The organism is Kitasatospora sp. NPDC056731 (assembly GCF_040687675.1).
Classification (GTDB): Bacteria; Actinomycetota; Actinomycetes; order Streptomycetales; family Streptomycetaceae; genus Kitasatospora.
Window position 1 is genome coordinate 18,096 of sequence record NZ_JBFBNR010000001.1, and the last position, 25,281, is coordinate 43,376.

Annotated in this window: 18 protein-coding genes; 11 read left to right on the plus strand and 7 right to left on the minus strand. The window is 75.9% G+C overall.

The annotated features are described in order from the left end of the window. Positions 1–40: 40 nt before the first annotated feature. Both AB0R04_RS00065 and AB0R04_RS00070 read left to right on the plus strand, forming a co-directional pair. A complete protein-coding gene (locus tag AB0R04_RS00065; RefSeq protein ID WP_363366655.1) occupies positions 41–1,927 on the plus strand; it encodes an HSP90 family protein in 1,887 nt (628 codons plus the stop codon). Beyond that, entirely contained in the window at positions 1,927–4,839 is a 2,913-nt protein-coding gene (locus tag AB0R04_RS00070; RefSeq protein WP_363366657.1) for a hypothetical protein, read from the plus strand. The genes AB0R04_RS00065 and AB0R04_RS00070 overlap by 1 nt, the downstream gene beginning before the upstream one ends. Positions 4,840–4,925: 86 nt before the next feature. Here AB0R04_RS00070 and AB0R04_RS00075 read toward each other — a convergent pair whose 3' ends face one another. Both AB0R04_RS00075 and AB0R04_RS00080 read right to left on the minus strand, forming a co-directional pair. Next, complete coding sequence (locus AB0R04_RS00075) at positions 4,926–6,194, minus strand: carbohydrate-binding protein (RefSeq protein ID WP_363366659.1); 1,269 nt, start codon at positions 6,192–6,194, stop codon at positions 4,926–4,928. Positions 6,195–6,402: 208 nt separating this feature from the next. Beyond that, entirely contained in the window at positions 6,403–7,332 is a 930-nt protein-coding gene (locus tag AB0R04_RS00080; RefSeq protein WP_363366660.1) for a LysR family transcriptional regulator, read from the minus strand. A gap of 179 nt (positions 7,333–7,511) precedes the next feature. Here AB0R04_RS00080 and AB0R04_RS00085 point away from each other — a divergent pair, with 179 nt between their 5' ends. Genes AB0R04_RS00085 through AB0R04_RS00095 form a run of 3 tightly spaced genes read left to right on the plus strand, consistent with a single transcriptional unit; the run spans position 7,512 to position 10,411 of the window. Further along, a complete protein-coding gene (locus AB0R04_RS00085; protein WP_363366662.1) occupies positions 7,512–8,450 on the plus strand; it encodes a DMT family transporter in 939 nt (312 codons plus the stop codon). A gap of 9 nt (positions 8,451–8,459) precedes the next feature. Further along, positions 8,460–9,770 (plus strand): sensor domain-containing protein, encoded by a 1,311-nt coding sequence (locus tag AB0R04_RS00090; protein WP_363366664.1) that lies wholly within the window; start codon positions 8,460–8,462, stop codon positions 9,768–9,770. Next, the gene (locus tag AB0R04_RS00095; RefSeq protein WP_063349752.1) at positions 9,755–10,411 is read left to right on the plus strand and encodes a response regulator transcription factor; all 657 of its coding nucleotides are present in this window, start codon (positions 9,755–9,757) and stop codon (positions 10,409–10,411) included. Before AB0R04_RS00090 ends, AB0R04_RS00095 begins: the two co-directional genes overlap by 16 nt. 43 nt (positions 10,412–10,454) lie before the next feature. Here the strand turns inward: AB0R04_RS00095 and AB0R04_RS00100 are convergent, their stop codons facing one another. From AB0R04_RS00100 to AB0R04_RS00120, 5 genes are all read right to left on the minus strand, one after another. Further along, positions 10,455–11,705, minus strand: a complete 1,251-nt coding sequence (locus tag AB0R04_RS00100; protein ID WP_363366666.1) for a lanthionine synthetase LanC family protein — start codon at positions 11,703–11,705, stop codon at positions 10,455–10,457. Positions 11,706–11,842: 137 nt separating this feature from the next. Then, a complete protein-coding gene (locus tag AB0R04_RS00105; RefSeq protein ID WP_350883108.1) occupies positions 11,843–12,013 on the minus strand; it encodes a hypothetical protein in 171 nt (56 codons plus the stop codon). 12 nt (positions 12,014–12,025) lie between these two features. Further along, on the minus strand, positions 12,026–14,791 hold the full coding sequence (locus tag AB0R04_RS00110) for a lantibiotic dehydratase (protein WP_363366667.1): 2,766 nt from the start codon (positions 14,789–14,791) through the stop codon (positions 12,026–12,028). Between the two features lies 1 nt (position 14,792). Next, positions 14,793–15,755 (minus strand): thiopeptide-type bacteriocin biosynthesis protein, encoded by a 963-nt coding sequence (locus AB0R04_RS00115; protein ID WP_363366669.1) that lies wholly within the window; start codon positions 15,753–15,755, stop codon positions 14,793–14,795. 264 nt (positions 15,756–16,019) lie between these two features. Next, the gene (locus tag AB0R04_RS00120; protein ID WP_363366671.1) at positions 16,020–17,171 is read right to left on the minus strand and encodes a glycosyltransferase family 4 protein; all 1,152 of its coding nucleotides are present in this window, start codon (positions 17,169–17,171) and stop codon (positions 16,020–16,022) included. Between the two features lie 268 nt (positions 17,172–17,439). Here AB0R04_RS00120 and AB0R04_RS00125 point away from each other — a divergent pair, with 268 nt between their 5' ends. The 6 genes from AB0R04_RS00125 (at position 17,440) to AB0R04_RS00150 (ending at position 25,240) form a co-directional block, all read left to right on the plus strand. Continuing rightward, positions 17,440–18,432, plus strand: coding sequence for a GNAT family N-acetyltransferase (locus tag AB0R04_RS00125; RefSeq protein WP_363366673.1), 993 nt, complete (start codon positions 17,440–17,442; stop codon positions 18,430–18,432). After that, positions 18,425–19,216: an aminotransferase class IV gene (locus tag AB0R04_RS00130; protein ID WP_363366674.1), complete on the plus strand. Its 792-nt coding sequence runs from the start codon at positions 18,425–18,427 to the stop codon at positions 19,214–19,216. Before AB0R04_RS00125 ends, AB0R04_RS00130 begins: the two co-directional genes overlap by 8 nt. A 151-nt stretch (positions 19,217–19,367) precedes the next feature. Next, the gene (locus AB0R04_RS00135; RefSeq protein ID WP_363366676.1) at positions 19,368–20,225 is read left to right on the plus strand and encodes an ABC transporter ATP-binding protein; all 858 of its coding nucleotides are present in this window, start codon (positions 19,368–19,370) and stop codon (positions 20,223–20,225) included. Positions 20,226–20,268: 43 nt separating this feature from the next. Then, entirely contained in the window at positions 20,269–22,914 is a 2,646-nt protein-coding gene (locus tag AB0R04_RS00140; RefSeq protein WP_363366678.1) for an FtsX-like permease family protein, read from the plus strand. A gap of 266 nt (positions 22,915–23,180) precedes the next feature. Next, on the plus strand, positions 23,181–23,651 hold the full coding sequence (locus tag AB0R04_RS00145) for a hypothetical protein (RefSeq protein WP_363366680.1): 471 nt from the start codon (positions 23,181–23,183) through the stop codon (positions 23,649–23,651). Beyond that, on the plus strand, positions 23,648–25,240 hold the full coding sequence (locus AB0R04_RS00150) for a multicopper oxidase domain-containing protein (protein WP_363366682.1): 1,593 nt from the start codon (positions 23,648–23,650) through the stop codon (positions 25,238–25,240). Before AB0R04_RS00145 ends, AB0R04_RS00150 begins: the two co-directional genes overlap by 4 nt. Positions 25,241–25,281 lie beyond the last annotated feature (41 nt).

Genomic DNA, 25,281 nt, shown 5'->3' on the forward strand with positions numbered 1-25,281 from the left:
AGAACCTCCGTCACCCGCCCCGCGATCGAAAGAGCCCCCGGTGTCCCCATCCGAGAACCCGACGCCCGACAACGCGGCGAGCGCGCACACCTTCCAGGTGGACCTGCGCGGCCTGGTGGACCTGCTCTCCCACCACCTCTACTCCAGCCCGCGGGTGTACCTGCGCGAGCTGCTGCAGAACGCGGTGGACGCGATCTCCGCCCGCCGCGCCCTCGACCCGCAGGCGCCGGCCCGGATCGTCGTGCGCGCCGACGACGAGCTGAGCGTCACCGACACCGGCGTCGGCCTGACCGAGGCGGACGTCCACACCTTCCTCGCCACCATCGGCCGCAGTTCGAAGCGCGACGCCGACGGCCGGCTGGACGGCGCCGGGCTGGCCCAGGCCCGCGGCGACTTCATCGGCCAGTTCGGCATCGGCCTGCTGGCCTGCTTCGTGGTCGCCGACGAGATCACCGTGGTGACCCGCTCCGCCGCCACGCCGGACGCGCCGGTGATCGAGTGGCGCGGCGGCTCCGACGGCCGCTACACGATCCGCACCCTGCCCGCCGCGGCCAAGCCGGAGCCGGGCACCACCGTGACACTGGTCCCGCGCGCCGACGCCGCCGAGTGGACGCGGTCGGGCCGCGTCCTCGCGCTGGCCCGGGACTTCGGCAGCCTGCTGCGCCACGACGTCACGGTGGTGGACGCGAACGGCACCGAGCACCGGGTGAACCGCACCCCGCCGTGGGCCGAGCGGCACGGCTCGCCGCTGGCCCGGCGCGACGCGCTGACCGAGTACTGCCGCGCCGCCTTCGACTTCGCCCCGCTCGACACCATCGACCTGGACCTGCCGCTGGTCGGCCTGCGCGGCGTCGCCTACGTGCTGCCGGACGCGGCCCCGCCGTCCCGCCGTTCGGGCCACCGGGTGCACCTCAAGGGCATGCTGCTGTCCGACCAGGCCGACGAGCTGCTGCCGGACTGGGCGTTCTTCGTCCGCTGCGTGGTGGACACCGACGGCCTGCGCCCGACCGCCTCCCGCGAGGGCCTGTACGCGGACGAGACGCTGGCCGCCGTCCGCGACGCGCTGGGCGTCCGGATCCGGGACTGGCTGACCGGCCTGTCCGCGAGCGATCCGGCGCTGCTGCACCGCTTCCTGTCCGTGCACCACCTGGCCGTCAAGGAACTCGCCCGTTACGACGACGAGTTGCTGCGGATGATGCTGCCGTGGCTGCCGTTCGAGACCACCGACGGCAACGTCACCCTGGACGAGTTCACCCGCAGCCACCCGGTGGTGCTGGTGACCCGCACCGTCGAGGAGTTCCGCCAGGTCGCCCCGATCGCCGGCGCCGCCGGCCTCGGCGTGGTCAACGGCGGCTACACCTACGACCGCGACCTGGTGCACCGGCTGCCCGAGATCCGCCCCGGCGTCTCGGTCTCCGACCTCGACCCGGGCACCGTCACCGCGCACCTGGACACCGTCGACCCGGCCGCCGAGCTCGCCGCGAACGCCTTCCTCGCCGTCGCCCGCGAGGTGGTCGGCCGCTTCGACTGCGACGTCGCCCTGCGCAGCTTCCACCCGACCAACGCGCCCGCGCTGCTGCTGGACAACCGGGAGGCCCGGCACGAGCGCAGCCGCGCCCAGCTCGCCGAGGAGGCCGACGGCCTGTGGGCGGACATCCTGGGCTCGCTGCGCGCCGAGGCGCCCCGCGCCCAGCTGGTGCTCAACCACCTCAACCCGCTGGTGCGCCGCGCCGCGACGGTCACCAACCGCGAGCTGGCCGTCACCGCCGTCGAGGCGCTGTACGGGCAGGCCGTGCTGATGACCCGCCGCCCGCTCAAGGCCAGCGAGAGCGCCCTGCTCAACCGCTCGTTCATCAGCCTGCTCGACCACGCCATGCTCGGCCACGAGTCGGCCGGCCCGGACCGCACCGACCCGAAGGAGGCCTGATGCTGGACACCCCCGATGCGGTGATGGCCGCGCTGCGCGAGAACGACGCCCGCTCGTACGGCCGCCAGCGGACCGTCACGGCCGAGGAACTCGTCGACGCCGCCGAGCAGTTCGACGACACCGGGGCGCGCTCGATGGCCCTGCTGGAGCTGATGGAGGCGTACGAGTACGACGGCGAGCGCGGCAAGAGCCCGGTCGTCTTCGCCCGCCTCCTCAAGCTGTGGGACGCCGACCCGGACGGCTTCGGCGAGTGGGCCCGCCAGCAGGTGTTCTGGCGCTTCAAGTGGGTGGCCGGCGCGCTCCTGGGCAACCCGGACGTGCCGCTGCCGGCCCTGCGGCGCTGGCACACCGAACTGCGCGACCGCTACCGGGCGGCCGGTTTCGACCTGCAGCCGTACTACGCCCAGCGCTACCACCTGGCCGCGCAGACCGGCACCGGCCGCCAGGACGCCTACGAGCTGTGGACGGCCCGCCCGCGCTCCGAGCTGAGCGACTGCCACGCCTGCGAGACCCGGGCGCGCGCCGAACACTTCGCGGACGCCGGCGACGACGCCCGGGCGCTGGACGTCCTGCAGCCGGTCCTCGACGGCCGGAGCAGCTGCGAGCAGGAGCCCGCCCTCAGCCAGGCCGCCGCCCTGCTCCCGCTGCTGCGCCGGGGCCGGCTGGACGAGGCCCGCTCCAGCCACCTGACCGGCTACCGCGCCGCGCGCGGCAAGGCCTCGATGGCGCACGCCGTCGGCCGCCACGTCGAGTTCTGCGCGCTGTCCGGCAACGAGCCGCGCGGCCTGGAACTGCTCGCCGAGAACCGCGACCTGTTCGCAGTGGCCGGGGAGCCGTCCGCGCTGCTGTCCTTCCTCACCGGCGTCGAGGTGCTGCTCGCCGTCCTGGCCCGGGGCGGCCACGGCGGGCTCGCCGTCAGCGGCCCGCCCGGCACCTCCTGGACGGCGGACACCCTGCTCGCCCACGTGCGCGCCGAGGCCGACGCGCTCGCCGCCCGCTTCGACGCCCGCAACGGCACCGACGCGGTCGGCGCCGACCGGCGCGCCCGGCTGGCCCGCGAGCCGCTGCTGGCCGAGCCGCTGGCCCTCGGCGTGCGCGCCGCCGCCGCGCCCGAGCTGGCCGCCGCCCCGGCCCTCGCGCCCGCACCGCGCCGGGCCGTCGAGCCGGAGCCGGAGGACTTCACCGCCCTGGTGGTCCGGGCCCGCGAGCTGGAGCTCGTCGGGCACCCGGACGCCGACCGGCTCTGGCGGCGGATCGCCGAACGCGCCGCCGCCGACGGCTTCGCCCACCCCGAGGGCACCGCGGTCGGCAGCCCCGGGCGGCTGCGCGCCGAACTCGCCGAGCAGCGGGCCCACCAGGCGCTGGAGCGGGACGAGCACGCCGACGGCCGGGCCGGGCTGCTGGCCGCCGCCGAGCTGTTCGAGCAGGCCGGGCTGCCCGGCCAGGCCCTGATGGCCCGGGCCCGCGCGCTGATCGTGGAACTCGGCGACGTCGAGGGCGCGGTGGCCGACTGGCCGGCGCTGGACGAGGTGCTGCGCCGGGCCGAGGAGCTGCGGGCCGCCGGCGCGATGGCCGACGACGACCACCTGATCGTGTGGCAGGTCCGCGCCTACGCCGCCCACCACGACCTGGTCGAGGCGCTGCCCGAGCCGCCCGCCGAGGCCGTCGAGCGCTTCGAGGCGGCGGCCGGCGGCTACCACCGCACCGCCGTGGAGCTGGGCTCCGCCCGCCGCGCGGCCACCTCCCGCCAGTACCTGGCCGACGCGGCCGCCCGGCAGGGCCGGCTGGCCGAGGCCACCACCGAACTGCGCGAGGTGCTCGCCCAGTTGGACGCGGCCGAACTGCCCTGGCACACCCCGCGGGTGCTCGGCCTGCTGGGCCAGGTGCTGTTGCAGGGCGGCGAGCCCGCCGAGGCCGTCGAGGTGTTCCACCGGGCGCTCGCCGAGGCCGCCCGCTGGGGCGACGACTCCTACCCGTACGCGCCCACCTACCTGATGCTCGGCCACGCGGCCATGGGGGCCGGGGACCGCGGCGGTGCGGTCCGGGCGCTCACCGAGGCGGCCGCGCGCTTCGACCGCAAGGGCCGGGAGGCGGCGGAGGACGCCGCGCAGGCCCGCCTCCAGCTGGCCGACGTGCTGCGTGCCGCCGACCGCACGGCCGACGCCGTCGCGGTGCTGGAGTCGGTGCTGCTGGACGCCGCCGCGTCGGAGCTGGACGTGCGGATGCTCGCGCAGGCCCGGCTGGACCTCGCCCGGGGCCTCACCGAACTGGACGAGCACCGGGACGCCGCCGAGGAGTACCTGCGGCTGGCCGACGTCGTCGCCGGCTGGGAGGAGCAGGAAACCCACACCATGGTCGCCTGCGAGGCCGCGCTGGCACTGGCCCGGGCGGACCGCTGGGAGGCTGCGAAGGCCGCCCTCGACCGCGCCCTCGCGGCCCACACCCAGGCCCCCCAGGTGGACCAACTGGCCGCGACGCTCAGGGAGTTCGCCCGGCTGACCATGCACGCCGAGGGCCCGGAGGGGCTGGCGTCGGCGCTGGCCCGGCTGGCCGAGGCGGACGCCGCCGGGGAGCACGCCGGGCAGGCCGGCCAGGAGTACAACCCCTGGTACCTGCGCGGCGGTTCGCACTACGAGCGGGCGCGCTGCCTGGCCATGGCCGAGCGCCACGAGGAGGCGCTGGCCGAGGTCGAGCGGGCGATCGCGGTCTACGAGGGCGGCGACGAGCGGGCCGGGACGTCCCGGGCCGAGGCCGTCCGGCTGGCCGCGCTGATCGAGGGCGCCGACCTCGGCCGTACCGGGGCGGCCGCTGCTCGGCTGGCCGCAGGCATCGCCCGTTGCGAGGCCGCCGGCCTCCCGGAGGCGGCGCAGGTGCTGGCCGAACTGCGGGAGCGGTTCACGGCCGCGAACTGACCACGGCCGCGAACTGGCCTGCCGGGGGCCCGGGGTGCGCAGATCCCCGGGCCCCAGGCGTCGGCCTGTCGGCCCGTCAGCCCGTGTCAGCAGGGGCCGTCGTCGCCCCAGACGCCCCACTGGCCGCTGGCGCTCGGCACCTCGTTCAGCGTCCACCACTTGGCGTGGTACTTGTGGCCGCCGTACGAGACCTTGCTGCCGCTGGTGTACGTGGTGGCGGCGCTCCACGCCGGGTCGGTGCAGGCCCCGGGGGTGGTCGGGGGAGTCGTCGGCGGCGTGGTGGGCGGGGTGGTGGGCGGCGTCGCCCCGGCGAACTTCACGGTGTACTTGGTGAAGTCCCAGTCGTTCTGCGCCACGCTGGAGCAGGAGCCGGACAGCCCCGGGTCCACCGGGCCCGTGCACTGTCGGTCCCGGTTGACCGACCAGTAGGTGTACCGGGCCAGGTTGTGCGCGGTGGCGAAGTCCAGCACGGCCTGGAAGTCCGCCTGCCGGAAGTACTCGGCGGCGTCGGTGCGGCCGTTCATCATCGACACGCCCTCGTGGGCGTAGGCCGTCGCCTCGGACCAGCCGAAGGTGGTCTGGAGGATCTGGTTGAACTTCACCAGCGCGTCGGTCTGCGCGGCCGCGCCGTTGAACCCGCCGTCGAACGGCATGATCGAGTAGTTGTTCGGCGTGAAGCCCTGCGACTTGGCCTCGTTCAGCATCTGGGTGCCGAACCAGCCCGTCCCCGCGTTGGTCCCGGCGGTGGTGATCGAGATGTAGAGGCCGGGGTTGTTCTGCTGGAGGATCCGGGCGGCGCCGATCTCGTTGTGGATCGCCGCGGTGTTCTCGTACTCCGGCTCCTCCAGGTCGAAGTCGATCGCCTTCAACTGGTACTTGGTGATCACCTTCTGGTACCCGGCGGCGGTCGCCTCCGGCGTGCCGCAGACCTGGCCGAGCTTGGTGCCGCCGTACCCGCCGACCGACACCGAGACGTCCCCGCCCTTGCCGCGGATGGTCTGGATGACGCCGGGCATGGTGGTGTCGGTGTCGATCGAGGAGGTGCCGCCCCAGGCCGGTGAACAGCTGCTGCCCTGGGCCAGGATGAACGCCAGCTGGAAGGCCTTCTGCCCGGTGGCGTCCATCACCGCCGCGGCGTCCGGCGGGCTGTTGTCCTCGGGCATCAGGTAGGGCGCCGAGGCGTACCAGTTGCTGCCGAGGCCGGTCGTGGTGTCGGCGGCGGCGGAGCCGGTGTTCGCGAGCGCGGCGACACCGCCGGCGACCAGGCCGAGCACCCCGGCCACGGCGGCGGCGACCCGGCGCGGGCGGCGGCGCGGGTTCCGGGGGGCGGGGTGTGGGGGAAGTGCGCGTTCCATCGAGGGCCTTTCCAGGCGGGACGGCAGTGGGGGAGGGGCTGCTCACGCCGGAGGTGGGGGTGGCGCGCAGACCGAATGGGCCTTTGGCAGGGGGTAGTTGCCGAAGGCTGTCACTGGTATAGACCTGTCGGGGAAGGGCGGTCAACCCCGAAATGGTCAAGCCGGGGCCCGGCGCCGGCGGTGGACCGGGCGCCGAACGGGCTCTCCGTCAGGCGCGCGCCGCCACGCGGACCCCGGTGCCCGCCCTCTGCGCGGCGCCCACCGCCCCCTGCGCGGCACGCACCGCCGCCAGTAGCCCGCCGACCGCCGGCGACCACGGCCGGCTGGTCGGCCCGGTGAGCGTGAGCGTGCGGTGGACGGCCGGCCGGATCGGGACGAGCACGCAGTCGGCCGGGAGCATGGTCAGCGCCAGCGCGGGCATCACCGAGACCCCGACGCCCGCGTGCACCATGCCGATGAGCGTGTTGAGGTCGCGGATGCGGTGCCGGGGGGTGAAGCGGGTGCCGGCCCGGCGGAAGGCCTCGCGGATGTGCCGTTCACAGCCGCCCTCGGAGAGCAGGAAGTCGTCGTCCTCCAGGTCGGCGACGTGGATGGCCTCCTGTCCGGCGAGCGGGTGGTCGCGGCGCAGCAGCGCGTGCATGGAGTCGGCCCCGAGCGCGACCGCCCCGGGTGGGAGCGGCCCGGGGTCGACCAGGACGGCGGCGTCGACGGTGCCCGCCTCCAGCCAGGTGGCGAGCTCGTCGTCCTCGCCCTCGAAGACCCGGACGGTGACCTGCGGGTAGGCGGCCTTCCAGTCTCGGAGGAGCCCGGGCAGCAGCGCCTGGCAGACGGTGGTCGGCGCGGCGAGCCGGACGGTGCCGACGGGGCCGCCGGAGTGCCGGGTGGCGATGGCGCGCACGGCGGCGGCGGAGGCCACGGCGGTACGGGCGTGCGGGAGGATCTGCTCGCCCAGGGGAGTGGGCCGGGCGGGGGTGCCGCGCAGCAGGACGGGCGCGCCGAGGGTCCGCTCCAGCGCGGCGACGGCGTGCGAGACGGCGGACTGGCTGATGCCCAGTTCGTCGGCGGCCGCGCCGAACCCCCCGGTCTCGGCGACCGCGACCAGTGCCCTCAGCTGGGCCAGGTTGACCTCCGAGGCCATGAGACTTCCTCATCCATCCGGCACTGCCACTTGTTGGACTCATGCTCTGCTGCCGGGCCACCCTCTGTCCAGACGGGACCCGAGGCGGGACCCCAGGCGGGACCCGAGGTGGGCCCCGAGACTGGACCCTGGACGGAACCCGACACGGAACCAACGGGACGAAGATGGAGGTGGTCCGGGTGCGGCGCTGGTTGCCGGGCTTCGTGGCGCTGTCGGCGATCTGGGGCGCGAGCTTCGCGCTGATCAAGGTGGCGGTGGAGGCGGGGGTGCCGCCGCTGTGGGTGGCGCTGTGGCGCTGCGCCCTCGGGGCGGTCATGCTGTGGACGATCCTCGTGCTGCGCCACGAGCGCGTCCCCCGCGACCGCGCGCTCTGGGGGCACTCCGCGGTGGTCGCGGTGCTCCTCAACACCGTGCCGTTCACGCTGTTCTCGTTCGGCGAGACCCGGGTCAGCTCCGTCCTCGCCGGGGTGATGAACGCGACCACCCCGCTGTTCACCCTGCTGTTCACCGTCCTCACCGTCGCCGAGGAGCGCCGCCCCGGCGCCCGCCGGCTCTCCGGACTCGCCCTCGGCTTCGTCGGCGTGCTCACCGTGCTCGGGGTCTGGCGCGGCATCGGCTCCGGCGAGGCCGCCGGCGGCCTCGCCTGCCTGGCCGCCGCCTGCTGCTACGGCGCGGGCTTCGCTTATCTGCGCCGCTTCCTCTCCGGCCGGCCGGAGTCGGTGGTCACCCTCTCCGCCGTCCAGATCGCCTGCGCCACCGCCGAGCTGGCCGCCATCGCGCCGTTCGCCGCGGGCGCCCCGCACTGGCCGGGGGCGGGCGCGGCCGGCGCCCTGCTGGTGCTGGGCGCGGTCGGCACCGGCCTCGCGTACCTGCTCAACCTCGGGCTGGTCCGCACGGCCGGTACCGCGGTGGCCTCCGCCGTCACCTACGTCATGCCGCTGTGGTCCACGGCCCTCGGCGCGGCCTTCCTCGCCGAACCCGTCGGCTGGAACGCCCTGGCCGGCGGCGTCCTGGTGATCGCCGCCGTCGCCCTGACCCGCCCCCGGCCCGCACCCCGCCCGGCCGGCTCCGCCGCCTCCACGCCCGACGCCCCGAGGCCTGGTCAGAGGGTTCGTTAGAGTGACCGGGTGAACGAGGAGGAGCAGCAGCCGACGGCCGTCTGGGCCGCGCTGCGAGCCCACCCGCTGCGTTTTCCCGTCACCCCGTGGGTGCCGCGCTGCTGGGCGTACCTGCTCGGCGGCGCGCTGCTCGGCCCGCTGCTGCTGGCCGCCCTGGCGGTGCTGCTGGTGCTCGGGCTGGGCCTGTCCGTGGTCGGGGTCGGACTGCCGGTCCTCCTCGCCCTGGCCCTTGCGGGCATCCCCGCCGCCGCCCTCGAACGCCGACGGCTGCGGCTGGTCGAACCGGCACCGCTGCCCGACCCGCACCGCCCGCTGCCCGGCGCCGGCCGCCGCGCGAGGCTGCGGACCCGCCTGCGCGAGCGCGCCACCTGGCGCGAACTGGCCCACACCGCGCTCACCGCCACGGCTCTCGCCGCCGCCGCGCTCGGCTTCACCGCCGCGCTGCTGTTCTGCGCCGCCCTGGTCGCCTCCCCGGTGATCGTCTGGGCGCTGGCCCCCGAAACCGTCATGATCATCCCCGGCCGGGCGGTGCCCGGGCCGCTCGCCGCCCTGCCGTTCAGTGCCGCCGGGCTCGCCGGGCTCCTCCTCTGCGCCTACGCCGGCGCCCTGCTGACCACCGCCCAGGTGGCCCTCGCCCGCCTCCTGCTCGGGCCCCGCGAGGAGGACACCGGCCGCCAGGTCCTCGAACTCACCCGCTCCCGGGCCCGGCTCGCCGACGCCTTCGAAGCCGAACGCCGCCGCATCGAACGCGACCTGCACGACGGCGCCCAACAGCAGCTCGTCGCGCTCAGCATGACCCTCGGCCTCGCCGACCACGCGCTGCGCGACGGCAGCGCCCGGTCCGGCGACCGGGCCACCGCCCTGGTCGCCCGGGCGCGCGGCGAAGCCCGGCAGGCCCTGGAACAACTGCGCGGCCTGGTCCGCGGCATCCACCCCCAGGTGCTCACCGACCACGGCCTCGCCGCCGCTGTCGCCGAGGTCGCGCTGCGCCACCCCATCCCGGTCCGGTCCGACTTCGACCTCCCCGGCCGGCTGCCCGCCCCCGTCGAGACCACCGCCTACTTCACCGTCACCGAAGCGCTCACCAACGCCGCCAAGCACAGCGGCGCCGCCGCGATCACCGTCAGCGGGCGCATCGTCGACGGCCGCCTGGTGCTCCAGGTGACCGACGACGGCCACGGCGGGGCGGACCCGGCCGCCGGGGCCGGCCTGCGCGGACTCGCCGACCGGGTGGCACTCCTGAAAGGACGGCTCATGGTGACCAGCCCGACGGGCGGCCCGACCACGCTGCGGCTGGAGGTCCCGTGCTCCGGGTCGTGATCGCGGAGGACGCCGTCCTGCTGCGCGCCGGACTCGTCGAACTCCTCACCCTCGGCGGCCACCGGGTGACCGCCGCCGTCGGCGACGCCCGCGCCCTCGCCGCCGCCGTCGACACCGAACGGCCCGACGCCGTCATCACCGACGTCCGGATGCCGCCCGACTTCTCCGACGAGGGCCTGCGCGCCGCCCTCGACCTGCGCGAACGCCACCCGGGCCTGCCCGTCCTGGTGCTCTCCCAGTACGTCGCCACCCCGTACGCGACCCGCCTGCTCGCCGCCGCCGGCGCCCAACCCGCCGGCCTCGGCTACCTCCTGAAGGACCGCGTCGGCGACGTCGCCGACTTCCTCGACGCCCTGCGCCGGGTCGCCGCCGGCGAGACCGTCATCGACCCCGACGTGGTCCGCGTCCTGCTGCGCCAGCAGTCCGCCGACCGCCCTCTCACCCGGCTGACCCCCCGCGAACGCGAAGTCCTCGCCCTCATGGCCGAGGGCCTCAACAACCAGGCGATCGCCACCCGGCTCACCATCACCGAGGCCTCGGTGGTCAAACACTGCGGCAACATCTTCATGAAGCTCGACCTCGACCCCACCGAGGGCAACCGCCGCGTCCTCGCCGTCCTCGCCCACCTCCGGGCGGCGTAGGGCGGCGTAGGGCGCGTCCTGCACCGGGCCGGGCGTCGGCGGCTCAGCGCAGACCGAGACAGGGCAGCCAGGCCCGGGAGGCGTCGTGGCCCGCGGTGAGCAGGGCGCACAGCGGGCCGGCCGCGCCCCCGAGCAGGCCCATCCCCTCCGCGCCCAGGGCCTCCACCTCGGGCAGGCGGGCCCTCAGGTGGGCGAGCAGGCGGGCCCTCAGCGCGGCCGCGGCGGGCAGGCCCGCGTGGTGGGCGAAGGCGTCGGCCACTGCCAGCACGCCCGAGGCGCCGTGGCACAGGGCCAGCAGGTCGCTCGCGCGGTCGCCGAAGAGGTGGAACCGCTCGTCGTACCGTTCGGCGAGCGTGCCGAAGGCCGCTGCGGCCCAGGCCGCCGTCTCCCGGTCGCCCGTGGCGTCGGCCGCGTCCCACAGTGCCCAGGACACTCCGGGTGTGCCGTAGCACCAGGCCTGGCGGGCGCGCGCTCCGGCGGGCGGCGGGCCGTCGAGCCCGGCGCCGTCCCAGGTGCGGATGGAGCGGGCGTCGTCGAAGGACTGCCGCATCAGCCACCCGGTCGCGCGGCGCAGGGCGGGCGTCAGGCCGGGGTGCGGTCCGAGGTGGCGTACGGCTGCGGTGAGTGCGGCGACGACTCCTGCGGCGCCGTGGCCCGTGCCGGTGTTGATCCGGCCGTCGAGCCAGCCCAGGTGCGGGTGGCCGGCGTACTGCCCCGTCCGCAGCCGGGACAGCTCGTCGGTGTCGCACAGCCGGGCCAGGTGGTCGGCGTACGGGCCGAGTTGGGCCGGTGTCGGGCGGGTGCCCGTGGTCAGGGCGAGCAGGGTGCCGGAGGGGCCGACGATGAGGTCGTAGTCCGGGAAGGCGACCTGCTCGCACCGCCAGTCGAGGGCCGGCGCGGTGCGGACCAGGTGGTCGCGGAGCCGGTCGGCGGCCCGGTGCAAGTCCGGGTGGACCATGGCTCCCAGGCGCAGGCCCGCCAGCGTTCCGGCCAGTCCGCCGTCGTAGAGCCCGCAGTGGCCCGGCCCCTGGCCGGCGGTGCGGGCCCACACCGCCACGGCACGGGCCGCGGACCGTTCGCCCTCCGGCCCTCCGCAGGCGTGCAGCAGGGACGCCAGGACGGGGATGCCCGGATCGGAGGGGTGCTCGGCGCCCGCCGGGCTCTCGCGGGGCCGGGCGGACCAGGCGTCGAGGAGCCGGACGGCGAGTCCGGTGACGGCGGTGCCGGTGCTCTCGGTGCTCTCGGTGTTCGCGGTGTTCGCGGTGTTCGCGGCGTTCGCGGTGTGCTGCGGCACGGTGGCTCCTCGGGAACGACGGGTCGGCACTCCGCCCGGCCTGGAGGGGCCGGGCGGAGTGCCGGTGGTGGCGGCCGTCAGGGGCCGCTGTCCGGGTGGCCGTCCGAGGGCGTGCCCTCGGACGGCCTGACGGGAGATCAGCAGAACAGGCCGCTACAGAGCAGCACCGTGTCGCAGATCAGGACGGTGCAGACGCCGCTGCAGCCGCCGCTGCTGGCCTCGGGGGTCGGCAGGGTGGTCTCGGTGATGCGCGCGTCCAGGTCGCCGATGAGGGCGTCGAGGTCGGTGAGCGCCGTGATGTCGGGCATGGTTGTCCTCCTTCAGGAGCGGTGATGGGTGGAGACCGCCCCGGTGGCCCGCCCGCGAGGGGCGGGCGCACCGGGGACGTCGGGTTCGCCGCGCAGTGCGGCGGCGGCGGGCTCCGCGAGTTCCTCGGCGCCCTGGTCGAACGGAAGTCTGAGCAGCAGTTGGGCGGCGACGCCGGCACCGCCGTGCACGGGGTCGTGGAGCAGCAGGCCGCCCGGGTCGGGGAGCATCTCCTCGACCAGCAGGTCCGCACCGGGGTGGCGCGCGCAGATCCGCTCCAGCAGCGGGACCGCGGTCAACGCCGCGAAGTCCACGGGCACCGGTTTCGGCTGGGGTACGGCCCGGACGAACGCGAAGCGCGGCAGCCCGGCGCAGCGCCCGAGGGCGGCGAGGGCGCGCACCTTGGTCAGGTCGCCGTCGCCGGGCCGCCACAGCTGGGCCGCCGGCACGCGCCAGACCGCGGGGCTGATGACCAGGGCGCCGCCGCCGACGGTCACCCGGGGCAGTCGGTCCGTGTCGGGGAACGCCTCGGCCAGGCCGTCCAGGCGGATCAGGCGCGAGCCCGCCGGGTGGCCGGCGGCCAGCAGCAGCCGGACCAGGACGTCGTATGGCGGCAGGGGCGTACGGGTGGCGTGGTGGACGGGCAGCAGCCGGCACCCGTCGGCCTCGGCGATGATCCGCGGGCCGACCCGTCGCAGGGTGATGCGCTCCAGCGGCAGGTAGCGGGCCGTCAGGCCGTCGGCTCCCTGGTACGGCAGGGGATCGGGATCCCCCGTCCACCAGCCGGTGATGACCGGCCGCCGTACGGCGTTGGCGGCGCGCCCGGCCAGCGGCGGCACCAGCAGTTCGACGAAGCGCGCCCCGGACAGCCGCTCGACGGAGGCGAGGAAGGCCCGGTAGCTGCGGAGGTTGTCGTAGCCTCCGTGCAGGGTGTGGAGCGCGTCGGCGAACCGGGCGTCCAGTACGCCCGCCGGTGAGGCGGTCTCCAGGACCGCGACCGGACCGGGGCCTGGCAGCGGACGCAGCAGGCAGTCCAGGGGCCAGGGCGGCAGCGCGGTCGCGGCCGGGGGCGCCCCGAGGGTGTCCAGCAGGTCGTCGTCCAGGTCCACCGGTCCGCCGCCGGCCCGGGCGGACAGGTGGGCCAGCAGCCTCGCGTAACCGGAACCGGAGGTCTCGGCGGGGTGCCAGCCCGCGTACCGGCGCGGGGGCTTCGGCGGTGGCGGCGGGCAGCTGCCGTCGGGCAGGTGGCGCGCGAGGATCTCGCCGAGCGGGCACGGCCGTTCGGTGAGCTCCGCGAGCTCGGCCGGCAGCCGGTGCGGGTCCGGCCCCGCGAGCCGGTCGGCTTCCCGCAGCCACGCCACGCGGGCGGCGATGCCGAGGCCCTGCTGCACCTGGCGGGCGGCCGCTCCGGAGACGGCCGAGGCTATGGTGCGGTAGGAATCGGTGAACCACGGCCGGGAGTCGTCGGCGGGGGCAGCGGAGCCGGTGGTACGGAGCGCCGACGCGGGTGCGGGTATGGGCGCGGGTATGGCGGAATCGGCGCTCGGTGCGGGTGCTGGAGGCGGTGCCGGTGCCGGCTGCGGAAGGGTGCCGCGTGCGCGGACGTCCTCGGCGGCGAGCCAGCCCGTGGTGCGGCGGCGCGGGGCCGCACAGGCCTGGAGCACACCGAGTCCGAGCAGGTGCGCGAGGAAGCCGCGCAGCACCGTGGGAGCGGAAGCCGCCGCCCCGGTCGCCGCCGTGCCCAGCAGAGCCGCTTCGAGGTCGCCCAACGGGCGCGGGCCGTCGGCCAGTTGAGCCAGCACATGATCCAGGGGGAGGGAGCGTCGCAGGTCGACCTGCCGCAACCGGGCGCGGTCGTGCGGGTCGGTCACCCAGCAGCGCAGGACACCGGCGCCCGGCGCGGTGCCCGCCGGCTGGGGGAAGTGCAGCGGAGTCAGGGCCAGCACCGTGGCCGGGTCCGCCGCCCGCAGGTCCAGGGCGCCGAGCCGGGCCCGCACCCCGTGGACGTTCTCCACGGCCTCGGCCGCCACCTCGCCGAGGGCCGTACCGGGCGGGACGAGCCGCAGCAGGGGGCCGTCGGCCCAGCCGCCGTTCCCACTACCGCTTCCGCCACCGTTCCCGTCGCCGTTCGCGCCCGCCGGGGTGACCGGCAGCAGGGTGACCTGGCCGACCCAGCCGCGCGGGGTGGTCTTCGCCGCGGCCCGACCGAGCGCCCGCCACACGTACGCCGCCCGTTTGCGCAGCCGCTTCCCGCTCCAGGACTCGCCCGCGGCCAGCCGGCCGGCCACGTCTGCGGCGGCTCCGGGTTCCACTTCGTCCAGGAAGGCCCGCATGACGGGCGACGCGCACACCAGGGACCAGCCCAGAGCGCCCACGCGCTCGCGCTCGGCCGCCACCGCGGCCTCCAGTCGCCGCAGGGCGACGGCCGCCGACTCGGCTTCGCCGGACAGCCGTGCGGCGTCCGCGACGAGGCCGTGGGCGGCGGGCAGCCGCCCCAGCAGCCCGCAGTCGGCCGGGCCCGGTGCGGCGCCGGAGTGCAGCCGACGGCGCACGGCCAGCACGGCGCGGCGGTCGGCGGCGGTGAGGGCGGGGTGCGGCACGACCAAGGTGCCCAGCTGCTCGGCCAGTTGGCGGGCGTGCTGCGCCCGCCGTTCGTCCTGCCGGGCGTGGTCGGAGACCTGTGCGAACAGCTCCGGGTTGCCCGCCGCCGCCCACGCGGCCAAGGGCATGCCAGCCACGCGGAGCAGTGCCGCGGCGCCCAGTTCCCGGTCCTCGTCCACGTCAGGACCTCCCGTCACCGGTGAGCGCGTGGGTCAGCAGGCTCTGCCGGGCCAGGGAGAACCGCCCCCGGTTCCAGTGGAAGACGACGTAGTGGGCGGCGGCGCGGCGCGGGCCGATCACCGCCTCGCCGGACTCGAAGTAGCCGGTGCGCCAGCCCTCGGCGGCCCGGCGCACGGCGTCCCCGTGCACCTCGACCGCCGCCCGCCGGTGCGGCGGCAGCGGAGCGAGCAGGCTCTGCCCGCCGGCCCGCCAGGCCGCGAGGATGCCCGCGGCGGCGCGCCGGGTGTCCTCGTCCGGGTCGGTGCCCAGCCTGCGGCCGGCGTCGTCCTGGAGCACCTGCCAGACCCCGCGGTGCTCCCAGCCGACGATGCCGAGGCCGTCGAGGAGTTCACCGAGGAGGTACAGGGACAACCGCCAGTCCGCGACGGCCTCCGGTCGGCCCGGCGCCGCGACGGTGTCATGGTGATCGAGCCAGGCCAGGGAGTCCACCGTGAACAGGTCGTGGACGTGCCGCATCGATCGCGGGCCGCCGAAGAGGTAGGTCTCCGGCTCGTACCGTCCGCACAGCGGCGGTTGCGACTGTCCGTCCACCGCGCGGAAACGGCGCGTCAGCTCCTCGCGCAGTGCCCCGACATCGGACCGGCCCGCCTCGAACCGGACCCGCAGCCCGGGCGGTTTGTGCATGAAGAAGAAGGAGCGCGCCGCGCCGGCGGCGATCAGGTCGCGGGCCGTGTCCGCGACGGCGCGGTACGTCCGGTGCCAAGTGGCCGGGCCCGGCGCGAGGTTGATCTGCACCCAGCCGTCCTCGGGCCTGTCGTCGCGCAGCGCGGACAGCCCGGCCGCCAGGAACGCGCGGCGCGCGGCCTCGTATTCGGGGCCCGCGGAATCGACCGGTACCGTTCCCCACGGAGTGTCGCGAGCGTCCTGGAGGCAGTCGGCCAGCAATCGTTCGACCTCCACCATGGTGCCCACCTCCTCGTGATTTCGGCTCTGCTCCTGGGGTTTCCACGGTTTGGTCAGATTGAAAAACGGAAGGCAAATATTCATATGATGAAAAAGGGTGCGCCTGCTGCGCGTAAGGGACTTCGCGCGCTGAAGGCGCATCCTGCGGGCGCATTCGACAGCCTTCGCCCCCCCTGGAATGATGACCGCCCGCATGCCGGTGAGTGAGTGTCATTCTTATTCGAACTCCCCTTGAATAAAACGACGTTGGCGCGTCCGAAAGTGTCACGAGAGTTCGGCGGGAGCGCCGGTGACGGACCGGGTGGGGTCGAGCAGGCGGGCGAGGCGGTGGGCGGAGGCGGTCCAGGACCAGTGGGTGGTGGCCCAGTCGCGGCCGGCGGTGCCCATCCGGGCGCGGTCCGCAGGCGGGGCGAGGAGGAGACGGGTGAGGGCGGCGGCCACGTCCGCCGGGTCGCGCCCGTCGACGACGGTGCCGGTGACGCCGTCGAGGACGGTGTCGGGGGCGCCGCCGGAGCGGCCGGCGACGACGGGCAGGGCGGCGGCGGCCGCTTCGAGGTAGACGATGCCGAGGCCTTCGGCTTCGAGGCCGGCCCGGCGGGTGCGGCACGGCATGGCGAAGACGTCGGCCTCGGCGTAGTGGGCGGCGGTGGCCGCGTGGTCGAGACCGCCGGCGAATTCGACGCTGCCGGGCTCGGTGCACCGGTGGGCGAGCGCGCGCAGGCGGTCCTCGTACGGGCCCTGGCCGACGAGGACGAGGACGGTGCCGGGGACGGCCCGGCGGATCGCCGGCAGGGCGCGGATCAGGACGTCCTGCCCCTTGCGCGGGACGAGCCGGGCGACGCAGAGGATCACCGGCCCGGTGCGGGCCCGCGTGGCGCCCCCGACGCCGGGCCGGAAGCGGTCCGGGTCCACGCCGGGGACGAGGCGCGCCAGTTGGGCGTCCGGGCCGAGGGCGGGGGCGATCCGGGCGCGGGTGTACTCGCCGAGGTAGGTGACGACGTCGACGCTGCGGCCTATCCGGCGCAGCAGGCGGCGGGCGCCGGGGGTACGGGCCCACCAGATCTCGTGGCCGTGGGTGGTGGCGACGGTGCGGCGGATGCCGTCGGCCTGGCGCAGCAGGCCGGGGGCCATCGCGGCGAGCGGGGCGGCGGCGCCGAACCAGACCCGGTCGCAGCCGTGGGCGCGGGCGATCTCGGCGGCGCGGCGGGTGGCCCGGGCGGTGGGCAGCAGGGTGCGGGCCCGGTCGCGGATCACCGGGAAGGGGAGAGCGGCGTCGTGCCGGTCGGCGCCCGGTTCGGCGGAGGTGTAGACCACGACGTCGGAGTGGGGCAGCCGGGTGGCCAGGGCGTGGACGAAGGTTTCGATGCCGCCTTGGCGGGGCGGGAAGTCGTTGGTGACGATGAGTGTGCTGCCCATGGGCGGGTGAGACCTCGGTTCGGTGTCGGAGAAGGGATCGGCACCAGGGCCGGCCGGCAGCGGTCGCGGGTCCGGGGAGTCGTGCCGATTCATCACCCGTTCATTGCATCGTCGCAGGTCAGCCTGGTCATCACGGTCAGGTCGAGTCCTCTGGTCGGGTTTCCCCTACCATCCGTCGGGGCCTTCGCCCGGAGACCTTCGCATCCGATCTGACGTTCGGTGTTCGCTAGATTACGGAAAGTGTCCGCGCTCCCGCTATCGTGTCGGCGTGGTGAGGTCGTGGGATGCGGCAGTGGAGCGGGCGCAGGACCGGCTGGCGGCGGGGCCGCGGCTGCGGGCGGTCGCCGAGGGGGACGAACGGCGGTTCGCCCTCTGGGACTTGGCGTCCCTGGTGGAGGGTGAGCTGGGGGAGCTGGTGGCCCCGGACGCGCTGACGCCGGAGGCCGAGCGCCGGTGGCGCGAGCGGCTGGGGGAGAGCGGCCGGGAGTGGCCCGGCGGCGAGCTCTACCGGCGCCGCTACTGGGTGCTGGACGAGGGCGGCGCCGTGGCCGGCACGGTGGCGGTGGACAACTGGACCAAGGGGCCCGGCCAACTGGCCGTCTCCTCCCTCTACTTGATTCCGGAGGTGCGCGGCCGGGGGCTGGCCGCCGGGGCGCTGGACGAGGTGTACGCGGCGGCCGCCGCGGAGGGCCTGCCCGGCTTCCGGCTGGAGGCGCACTGGTCCTGGCAGCACGCCGTCCGCTACTACCTGCGCCGCGGCCTCTGGGTGGTCGGCTGGAAGCGTTCGCTGGCCCTGGCCCGGATGCCGCAGCTCCCGCCGTACCGGGTGTGCGAGGAGGGCGGCTGGCTGCACCTGCTGGTCGCGGACCGGGGCTGGGGCTGGGTGCCGATGCTCGCCGCCGGCTGCGAGGGCCGCTGGCTGCGGCTGGACGAGACGCCCGACTACCGGGCGGCCGACGGCTGGGTGCACGAGTACGCGCGTTCGACGCTGGCGCTGCATCTGGCGCTCGCGGGCCGGCCGCTGGTGCGCGGCCCGCAGTGGTGGGCGGAGGCGTGGCGGTGGTCGGACGCCGGGGAGCCGGAGGGGCTGGCCTACAAGATCGAGCACTTCGAGCAGCTGGCCCTGGCGGCGGGCCGCCAGGTGGTCAGCCCGTACCGCCCGGCGGTGGCGGCGTCCGAAGCGCCGACCCCGCCCCCGGCGCCGAGGGCGGAGGCCCCGGTGGCGGCCGCGCCGGGGCTGGCAGACTCGGGGGATGGCTGAGATCGAGATCGACGGCGCGCCGGCCGACCCGGCGCGGCTGGCCGCACTGGGGCTGCTGAACTACGGGCACTTCACCACCCTGCGCGTCGAGGCGGGCCGGGTCCGGGGCCTGGCGCTGCACCTGGACCGGCTGGTCCGGGACTGCCGGGTGCTGTTCGCCGCCGAGTTGGACCGGGCGGCGGTACGGGAGCGGATCCGCGCGGTGCTGCCCGCCGACGGCGCGCCGGTGATCGTCCGGGTGACGGTGTACGACCCGGAGCTCGGCCTGGAGCGCCCCGGCGGCCCGGCGGCGCCCCGGCTGCTGCTGACCACCCGCCCGGCGGCGGTGGCCGCGCCGGCCCCGTTGCGGGTGCGCACGGTCGGGTATCGGCGGGATCTGCCGGAGGTGAAGCACGTCGGCCTGTTCGGCCTGGTCCACCACCGCAGGCGGGCCCAACTCGACGGCTACGACGACGTGTTGCTGGTGGAGCCGGACGGCGGCGGGGTGGTCGAGGGCGCCACCTGGAACGTCGGCTTCCTCGACGGCCGCCGACTGGTCTGGCCGGACGGCCCGAGCCTGCCCGGGGTGACCGCCGCGCTGCTGGCCGGCGCGTACGGCGGGCCGCAGTCGCGCGAGCGGGTGGACGCGTCCGGGCTGGGCCGCTTCACGGCGGCGTTCGCGGTGAACGCGGGTGTCGGCGTCCGGCCGCTGGCCGCGGTCGACGGTACGGCCTTCGACCCGGCGCACCCCGTGCTCGCCGAACTCGCCACCGCCTACGGGGAGATCGCCGCCGACCCGGTGTGAGCCCGCCCGGCGCCGGCCCGCAGGCCCCCGGAGGGGGGTGGGGATATCCCCACCCCCGGTCCGCCAGCGGCCTCCATGGTCCGCCGGCCTGGCCTTTTCTAACGTGGAACCCGTCGACGACCACCGACGATCCCCGAAGGAAGGCCCACCCATGGCACGCCGCCACGACCGCCCATCGACCGAGCCGTACGCCGCCGGGCCGCACGCCGCCGGACCGTACGCGACGGGGGCGTACGGCGGCGGCCCGTACCCCGAGCAGGGCGCCCGTCCGGCGATCGAGCTGCGCGGGGTGCGCCGCACCTACGGCCGCGGCGCCGAGACCGTGCACGCGCTGCGCGGGATCGACCTGGCGCTGGCCCGGGGCAGCTTCACCGCCGTGATGGGCCCGTCCGGCTCCGGCAAGTCGACCTTCCTGCAGTGCGCGGCGGGTCTGGACAAGCCCGACCAGGGGGAGATCCGCCTCGGCGGCGAGGACATCACCCGGCTGAGCGAGGACCGGCTCACCAAGCTGCGCCGCAGCCGGATCGGCTTCATCTTCCAGTCCTTCAACCTGCTGCCCTCGCTGACGGTGGAGCAGAACGTGCTGCTCCCGCAGCGGCTGGCGGGCGAGCGCCAGGACCGCGCCCGGGCCCGGGAGCTGCTGGCCCAGGTCGGCCTCGGCGAGCACGCCAAGCGGCGGCCCGGCCAGCTCTCCGGCGGCCAGCAGCAGCGGGTGGCGATCGCCCGCGCGCTGATCACCGACCCGGACGTGGTGTTCGCCGACGAGCCGACCGGCGCGCTGGACACCCGCACCGCGCACGAGGTGCTGGGCCTGCTGCGGCGCGCCGTGGACGACCTGGGCGCGACGGTGGTCATGGTGACCCACGACCCGGTGGCGGCCTCGTTCGCCGACCGGGCGCTGTTCCTGGCCGGCGGCGCGCTCGTCGACGAGCTGCACCACCCGCAGGCGCAGGCCGTCGCCGACCGGATGGTCTCGCTCACCGCCCGCCCGGTGGGGGTCGCGGCGTGAACGGGCGGCGTGGACCGATCGACGAGTGGAACGGGGCAGGGGCATGAGCAACGGACTGGCGCGCGCCTCGGTGCGCTTTCGACCCGCCTCCTTCGTGGGCACCCTGGTCGCCCTGCTGCTGGGCGCCGCCGTGGTGGTGGCCTGCGGCGTGCTGCTGCAGACCGGACTGACCGCGAGCGTCGCACCGCAGCGCTACGCGGGCGCCCCGGTGGTGGTCGCGGCCGACCCGATGGTGCGGATCACCGCCAAGGTCGGCCGCGACACCGAGACCAGGGAGCAGACCACCCCCGAGCGGGCCCGGACGGACGCCGCCCTGGTGGGCCGGATCGCCGCACTGCCCGGGGTCGCCGCCGCCCGCCCGGACAGCGCCTTCCCGCTGCCGGCCGGCGCCGGCACCCCCGCCCTGACCGGCCGGGGCTTCGCCGCGCTCGGCATCGCCGGCCCGGCCGACCAACTGGTCGAGGGCCGTGCGCCCGGCGCCGACGAGGTGGTGCTGGACGCCGACACGGCGCGCGCCGCCCACCTCGCGCCCGGCGCGAAGCTCACCCTCACCGCCCCCGGCGGCACCGGCGACTACCGGGTCTCCGGCCTGGCCGCCGCCCAGTCGGCCGGCCCCACCGCCTGGTTCGCCGACGCCACCGCCGACCGCCTCTCCGGCCACCCCGGCCGGATCGACGCGATCGCCGTCCAGCCGCGCGAGGGCGTGGACCGCGCCGCGTTGGTCGCGCAGGTCCGCCAGGCCCTCGACGCCCAGGCCCCCGGCACCAAGGCCGTGGACACCAAGGCCGCGGGCACCCAGGCAGCGGACGCCAAGGCCGCCGGCACCCAGGCCATCGGCCTGGAGGCCAAGGCGGAGAACGGCGGCGCCAAGGTCTTCACCGGCGACGGCCGCGGCACCGTCGAACAGCCCGCCATCGGCGAGGCCCGCACCCTGCTGATGGGGCTCGGCGGCAGCTTCGGCGGCTACGCCACCATGACCGCGATCTTCGTCGTGATGAGCACCGTCGCCCTGGCCACCGGCCAGCGCGCCCGCGAGTTCGCCCTGCTGCGTGCCATCGGCGCCACCCCGCGGCAGATCCGCCGCACCATCGCCACCGAGGCGATGCTGGTCGCGCCGGTCGCCGGGGCACTCGGCATCCTGCCCGGACTGGCCCTGGCCCGCTGGTGGTTCGACGAACTGACCTCGCGCGGCGCCGTGCCGCAGGGCGTGCGGCTGGACGTCGGCCCGCTGCCGATGCTCGCCGCCGTCCTCATCTGCACCCTCGCCGCGCTGACCGCCGGCTTCCTGGCCGCCCGCCGCCCCGCCAAGCTGCGCCCCGGTCAGGCGCTCGGCGCGGCCGCCGTCGAACCGGGCCACCCCGGCAAGGTGCGGACCGTCTTCGGGCTGCTCTTCGCCGCCGGCGGCGTGGCGGCCGCCGCCTTCGCGGCCGCCCTGGACGGCATCAACGCCGCCAACACCGCGCTCGGCGTGGTCATGTGCTTCATGCTGGCCGTCGCGCTGCTCGGCCCCTGGGTGGCGCGGGTCGCCGCCGCGGTGCTCGGCGCCCCGCTGCGGGCCGGCGGTGCCCCCGGCTCGCTGGCCGCCGACAACACCCGCGCCAACGCCCGCCGGCTGGCCTCCGCGATCACCCCGATCGTGCTGGTCACCGCCTTCTGCGGCACCCTGCTGTTCCTCCAGAGCACCATCAGCCACGCGACCGGCGCGAACGTGCGGGACGGCATCGTCGCCGACCACGTGATCGGCTCCACCGGCCCCGGCCTGCCCGCGGGTACCGCCGGCCGGGCCGCCAAGGTGCCCGGTGTGGACGCCGCGGTCGGCGTGCTGCGCACCGCCGTCGTGTACACCCACGACATGCAGCTCAGCTCCGCCACCGCGCTGGGCGTCGACGGCGACCCGGCCCGGCTGTCCCGGGTGCTCGACCTGGGCGTGCGCAGCGGTTCGCTCGCCGACCTGGGCCGCGCCGCCGACACCGTCGCCCTGGACGCCACGCTGGCCGGCGCCCTGGACGTCAAGGTCGGCGACCGGGTGCCGCTGCGGCTCGGCGACGGCACCCCGGTGCAGCCCGCCGTGGTCGCCGTCTACGACCGCGGGCTCGGCTTCGGCCAGGTGCTGCTGCCCCGGGCGGTCGTCGCCGGGCACGTCACCGCCGGGTACGACAGCCAGGTGCTGGTCGCCGACGCGCCGGGCGCCGACCGTACGGCGGTGGCGGCCGCGCTGGCGGGCCTCGCGGGCCCCGGCGGGGCGACCGTGACCGACCGGGCCGGATTCGTCGCCCAGTCCGACAAGATGATGGAGCTGAACGCCTGGGCCAACACCGTGATGGCCGGCGTGCTCGGCGGGTTCGCCGCCGTCACCGCCGTCAACACCCTGGTGATGACCGTCCTCGACCGGCGCCGCGAGGTCGCCCTGCTCCGACTGGCCGGCACCACCCGGCGCCAGGTGCGCGGCATGATGCGCTGGGAGGCGCTGCTGGTCGCCGCGACCGGCCTGGTGATCGGCGGGGGGATCGCCTGGATCGCCCTCGTCCCGATCGCCCGGGGCGTCGCCAACTCCTCCCCGTACATCCCGCCGGCGCTCGCCCTGCCGCTGGCCGCCGGAGCCGTCCTGCTCTGCCTCGGCGCGACCGGGCTGCCCGCCCGGGCCCTGCTGCGCACCCGCCCGGTGGCGCTGGGCGCCGCCCGGCAGTAGCCGAGGCCCGTGAATGCCCGAAGGGCCCCGTCCGGTACCGCCGGAAGGGGCCCTTCGGGCTGGTCACGGTACCGGCTTGAGGATCGCTGGACGGCCACCCCAGAGCCTCGCTCGTACGGGTGACAAAAGCCGGGCCGAGTAGGCGCAATGGGGTAGCCGGGAAAGTCCAAACCCCTTTATTGGAGCTGATCGTGATGTCGGATCAGCTACGCTCTCGCCCGCCCCGTCGGACCCGCCCGACCCGCCGAAGCAGAGAGTAGCCCGACATGAGCAGTCCTCCCGCGGCCGCCGCGCCCCGCTGGCCGCTGATCCTGCTGCGCATCACCGCGACCACCCTGGCGGTCCTGGCCCTGCTCCAGGTCATGCTGGCCGGCAGCTTCCTCAACGGCACCTACGAGTCCCTCAAGGACCACGAGGGCAACGCGATGACGCTGGCCACCGTGGTCCTCTGCCAACTGGCGGCGGCCGCGCTGGTGCGTCGGCCCGGCCGCGGCCCGCTCTGGCCGCTGTGGACCACCGCCGTGCTGACCGTCGCCGTCGTCGGCCAGATCGCCGCCGGCTACGCGCGGTCGATCAGCGTGCACGTCACCCTCGGGGTGCTGCTGGTCAGCGGGGTCCTGTTCGGGCTGGTCGGCGCCTGGCGGCTGCCGCTGCCCGCCCGCGCGGACCACCTGCCCGAGCCGGACGGCAGCGGACGCCTGCCGCGCCCCGGCGCGCCGCTGGAGGTGTCCAAGTGAACCGTCGACGGTTCCTGGGCGTCGGCGCCTCCGTCTTCGGCGCGGGCGCGCTGGCCGCCGTCGCCGGCCCAGCCGCCGCCCGGCTGTTCGCCGAGGGCCACCCCGGCCGGCTGCTCAGCAGCGGCCTCGACCTGCCCGAGCCGTTCCAGGTGCCGCTGCCGGTGCCCGCGGTGCTCCAGCCGGTGCGCACCGACGCGACGGCCGACTACTACGAGATCACCCAGCGGGTCGCCGAGCTGGAGATCCTGCCCGGCGTCAGGACCGAGGCCTGGACGTACGGCGGCACCTTCCCCGGGCCGACGGTGGTCACCCGGTCCGGCCGGGCGGCGGTGGTCAAGCACCGCAACGAGCTGCCGGTGCCGTCCGTGGTCCACCTGCACGGCGGCCACACCCCGGCCGACAGCGACGGCTACCCCGTCGACCTGCTGCTGCCGGTCGGCTCCTCCGGCGCGGGCCAGGGGGCGGCGGGCATGCCGGGGATGTCCGACATGCCCGGCATGGCGGGGATGGGCCACGAGGCCGGGCGCACCGCCGAGGGCGAGCGCACCCACACCTACCCGGGCAAGCAGCGCGCCGCCACCCTCTGGTACCACGACCACCGGATGGGCTTCACCGGCCCCGGCGTCTGGCGCGGCCTGGCCGGCTTCCACCTCGTCCACGACGACGAGGAGAGCGCCCTGCCGCTGCCGCGCGGCGACCGCGACCTCCCGCTGATGCTCGCCGACCGCTCCTTCACCGAGGACGGCTCCTTCCGCTACCCCGCCATCGACGAGGACCTCGCCTCGCCCGGCGTCACCGACGACTACATGAACGGCGTCCTCGGCGACGTCATCCTCGTCAACGGCGCCCCCTGGCCCCGCCTCGACGTCGACCGCGCCCGCTACCGGCTGCGCCTGCTCAACGCCTCCAACGCCCGCCCCTACCGGCTCCGGCTCGACCCGCAGCCCTCCGGCGGCGACGCCCTCGTCCAGATCGGCTCCGACGGCGGCCTGCTCGCCGCCCCGATCGCCCACGACGTGCTGGAGATCGCCCCCGCCGAGCGCTTCGACATCGTCGTCGACTTCTCCCGCTACGCCCCGGGCACCTCGGTGCGCCTGCTCAACCTCTTCGGCAGCGGCCGTACGGCGGAGGTGATGCGCTTCGACGTCTCCGGCAAGAAGGTCGGCGACGACTCGACCGTGCCCGACAAGCTGTCCGCGATCGAGGAACTGGACGCCTCCGCCGTCGACGTCACCCGCAAGTTCATCTTCCGGCGCAGCGGCAGCTACGGCTGGACCATCAACGGCGACCTGTACCGGCCCGGCCGCGACCTCGCCCGGCCCGCCCTCGGCAGCACCGAGCGGTGGCGCTTCACCTCCGACCTGCACCACCCCGTCCACGTCCACCTCAACCAGTTCCAGGTGCTCAGTCGCAACGGCCGCGACCCGGGCCCGTACGACGGCGGCTGGAAGGACACCGTCGACCTGCGCCCGGCCGAGGCGGTCGAGGTCCTGGTGCGCTTCACCGACTACCAGGGGACGTACATGATGCACTGCCACAACCTGGAGCACGAGGACATGGCGATGATGGCGGACTTCACCGTGCAGTGAGCCGGGGGCCGGGGGGCTTCGTCCGGCCGGCTTCATCCGGT